The sequence below is a fragment of the Nocardioides sp. P5_C9_2 genome, assembly GCF_054049555.1.
In genome coordinates this window covers 1-3677 of record NZ_JBFUMD010000402.1, presented here as the reverse complement: position 1 = coordinate 3677, position 3677 = coordinate 1, and the positions used below count along the sequence as shown (strand labels likewise).

The window sequence follows — 3677 nt, the reverse complement described above, 5'->3', positions numbered from 1 at the left end:
GGCGGGTGGGCTACCCGTTCCGGGTGCTGCTCGTGGTGCTGACGCTGCCGTTCCACGCCTTCCTCGGTGTCACGATCATGGGCCAGACGACGGTGATCGGGGCGTCGCACTACGCGGCCCTGCGCGAGGGGCCGATGGGGGTGTGGTTGCCGCCGGCACTGGAGGACCAGCACGTCGCCGGCGGGATCCTGTGGGCCTCCGGGGACCTGATCGGGCTGGTGTTCTTCGGGGTGCTCTTCGTCCAGTGGGTGCGCTCCTCGCACAAGGAGGCCGCGCGGGAGGACCGGCGGCTCGACCTGCTCGAGGCGCGCGCGGCCCGCAGTGCGGCGTCGGCCGATGGTTGAGGAGGGCGTCCTGCGTCCGTCTCGCAACCGTCCCGATACGATGCCGACGTGACTCAGACCACGTCCGACCGCAAGCCGCTGAAGGTGCTCGTCTACAGCGACGACGTCGACACCCGGCAGCAGGTCATCCTCGCGCTGGGGCGCCGCCCCCACCCCGACCTGCCCGAGCTGCAGTACATCGAGGTGGCCACCCAGCCGGTGGTCCTCCAGAACATGGACGCCGGGGGCATCGACCTGGCGATCCTCGACGGCGAGGCCACGCCCTCCGGGGGCATGGGGATCGCCAAGCAGCTCAAGGACGAGATCTTCCAGTGCCCGCCCGTGATGGTGCTGACCGGCCGCCCGCAGGACGCCTGGCTGGCCACGTGGTCGCGCGCCGAGGCGGCCGTGCCGCACCCGATCGACCCGGTGCAGCTCGCGGAGGCGGTCATCTCACTGCTGCGCCCCCGCGTGCCCGCCACGTCCTGACCCCACCATCATGGTGGCCATGTCCTCCGGCTCGACTCCCGTCCCCACCTGGCCCGACGTCCTCACCACGCTCGTCGCGGGCACGGACCTGACGGCCGAGCAGGCGCGCTGGGCGATGGACCAGGTGTTCGCCGGCGAGGCCACGCCTGCGCAGATCGCTGGCTTCCTGGTGGCGCTGCGCGCCAAGGTCGAGACGGTCGACGAGGTGTCGGGCATCGCCGACGCGATGCTCGCCGCCGCCAACCCGATCTCCGTGCCGGGGCGCCTGCTCGACATCGTCGGCACCGGGGGAGACCGGTCGATGTCGGTCAACATCTCCACCATGGCCGCCATCGTGGCCGCCGGGGCCGGGGCCACCGTGGTCAAGCACGGCAACCGCTCGGCGTCGTCCAAGTCCGGCTCGGCCGACGTGCTGGAGGCGCTGGGCATCCGGCTGGACCTGCCGGTGTCCCGGGTCGCAGAGATCGCCGGCGAGGCCGGGATCACGTTCCTGTTCTCCGCGGCCTTCCACCCGGCGATGCGGCACGCCGCCGTCCCGCGTCGCGAGCTGGGGATCGCCACGACCTTCAACCTCCTCGGTCCGCTGACCAACCCGGCCCGCCCCGACGCCCAGGCCATCGGGTGTGCGGACCCGCGGATGGCACCGGTCATGGCCGGGGTGCTCGCCGGCCGCGGCGTCGACGCGTGGGTATTCCGCGGGGACGACGGGCTCGACGAGCTCACCACCACGACGACGTCGACCCTGTGGTCGGTGCACGCGGGCGCGGTGTCGACCCACACGGTCGACCCCGCGACGTACGGGCTGGCGCTGGCGACCACCCACGACCTGCGCGGCGGCGACGCGGCGCACAACGCCGACGTCGTACGACGCGTTCTGGCGGGGGGCCGTGGGCCGGTGCACGACGCCGTCGTCCTCAACGCGGGAGCGGCGCTCGCTGTGTACGACGCCCCCGGGGCGCCGATCTCTGATGCACTCTTTGCGGGCATCGAGCGCGCGTCCRCGGCGATCGAGGCGGGGCACGCGCAGGCCGCCCTCGACCGCTKGGTCGAGGCGTCCGCGCGCTAGCTGCTCAGGCGTAGAAGCCGTAGGCGATCGCGTACGCGTTGACGACGATCAGGACGGCGAACATCGAGCCGATGATGCGGTTGTCGTTGAGCCAGGCGATGGGGAACACGAACACTCCTCGAGTTGGCGTGGGTGATCGCCTACCCGAGGTCGTTGAACGTCAAACCTCGCCGCGTGTCGCGCGGGTCACTCAGAGGGCGAGGACCCAGGAGTCGCCGTCGCGCTCGAAGCCGAGGCGGTCGTAGTAGGGCCCGACCATGGTGGGTGAGGTGACGACGCGGCGGTAGCCGTGCTCGGCGAGCATGCCGCTGCGGCGCCAGACGAACTCGCCCGGGGAGAAGTCGCGGTAGCGCGGGGTGACGTAGTCGAGGAGCACGTGGGCCGTGTCGCCGTCGGCGGCCAGCAGCACCACGCCCACCGTCTCGTCGTCGCGCTGGACCAGGAAGGCGTCCTGCTCCGGGGCCGAGGGGTCGTGCACGAACTCGGGGTTGAAGCGCAGGATGTCCTGGCCGTGCACGCGCAGCACGTGCCGCAGGTACTCGTCGTCGCCCCGGACCTCGAGCACCTGGAAGGCCGCCTCGTCGTGGCGGTCGCGCAGCAGCTGCACGATGAACCACACGTTGATGGCGCACAGCACGGCGTTCATGCCGACCATCGGCCACACGCCGACGAAGGCGTTGAAGGCGACGAGGATGACGCACGCGGCGAGGTTGAGCACCCGGAAGCGCAGCACCCTCGACTGGAGCAGGGAGTAGACGAGCAGGGCACTCCCGCCCCAGCCGAGGATGTCGAGCCAATGGTCTTCGAGCCAGTTCACCGGGGGAGGCTACTGCCCGGCGCGGGTGACTGGTGATTCAGCGCATCACCGGACGACGTAGAGCTTGGTGATCTTGGACTTGGAGCCCGTGGTCGACCCGTTGCCGAGGTAGACCGCCTTGATCTTGTGCTTGCCCTTTTTGAGCTTGGTCAGCTTCCACGCGAGCTTGCCGTCCCTGGTGCTGACGAGGGTGAGGGTCTTGAGCTTCTTGGCGCCGTCGAAGATCGCGATAGGGCCAGTGGGTCCAGGCACCCCAGGAACCGTGACAGTGATCCCGATCTTGACTCGCTTGCCAGGCTTGGCCCTCGTCGTGGACAAAGCGATGGACGTTGTCGACGTCATCCTCGCGACGGCCACGGCCGCGGAGCTGGACGCTCCCTCGTTGAATCCAGTCGTGCTGGCGAGGACTGTCACTGAGATGCTCTTGCCCGCGTCCTCCACGCTGAGGCGATAAGAACTGCTGGTGGCATTCGGGATCGGTGCCCCCGAACGCAGCCACTGGTACCCGTACTTGGTGGCAGCGGGCGCCCACGTGCCGGTGGTGGCTGTCAGAGTGTTTCCTACCGCGGCGGTTCCGGAGATCGACGGCATGGCTGTGTTCTGAAGCGCGCCGCCGGCTGTGCCGCTGATCTCGTTGCTGACCGACAAACCGATGGAGTAGCCGGGCTTGGTTCCGGTCACGCGCAGCGTGATCGCCTTCGTGTAGTCCTGCACCGTCAACGTGTAGCTCGTCCCTGTGGCGCCGGTGATGGCACTTCCTCCGCGCAGCCACTGATAGGTGACTTGCACGTCCGGCTGGTTCCATGTCGGTGGGACGCTGGTCAGCGTCTTGCCGACTGCAGAGCTGTCAGGGGCGGCGATCTGCGTTGGGGAAGCCGCACGGAGGCCCGTGTCGACCGTGAACGTCCAGGACGGGCTGGCGCCGATCTCCTTGCCTGCCACGTCGAGTGCCTTGACGCCCCACGCGTAGGTGCCGTTGGCC

Annotated in this window: 5 protein-coding genes; 3 read left to right on the top strand and 2 right to left on the bottom strand. The window is 69.7% G+C overall.

Annotated elements, in window-relative coordinates; genetic code table 11:
- The 3 genes from ACXJKL_RS16960 to trpD form a co-directional block, all read left to right on the top strand.
- On the top strand, window positions 1-344 hold a 344-nt coding region (locus ACXJKL_RS16960; protein ID WP_457208194.1), incomplete at its 5' end, for a cytochrome c oxidase assembly protein.
- Window positions 345-392: 48 nt separating this feature from the next.
- On the top strand, window positions 393-812 hold the full coding sequence (locus ACXJKL_RS16955) for an Rv3143 family two-component system response regulator (protein WP_457208193.1): 420 nt from the start codon (window positions 393-395) through the stop codon (window positions 810-812).
- A gap of 19 nt (window positions 813-831) precedes the next feature.
- A complete protein-coding gene (gene trpD / locus ACXJKL_RS16950; RefSeq protein WP_457208192.1) occupies window positions 832-1878 on the top strand; it encodes an anthranilate phosphoribosyltransferase in 1047 nt (348 codons plus the stop codon).
- Between the two features lie 190 nt (window positions 1879-2068).
- Here the strand turns inward: trpD and ACXJKL_RS16945 are convergent, their stop codons facing one another.
- Both ACXJKL_RS16945 and ACXJKL_RS16940 read right to left on the bottom strand, forming a co-directional pair.
- Window positions 2069-2695 (bottom strand): GNAT family N-acetyltransferase, encoded by a 627-nt coding sequence (locus tag ACXJKL_RS16945; RefSeq protein ID WP_457208191.1) that lies wholly within the window; start codon window positions 2693-2695, stop codon window positions 2069-2071.
- 45 nt (window positions 2696-2740) lie between these two features.
- On the bottom strand, window positions 2741-3677 hold a 937-nt coding region (locus ACXJKL_RS16940; RefSeq protein ID WP_457208190.1), incomplete at its 5' end, for an Ig-like domain repeat protein.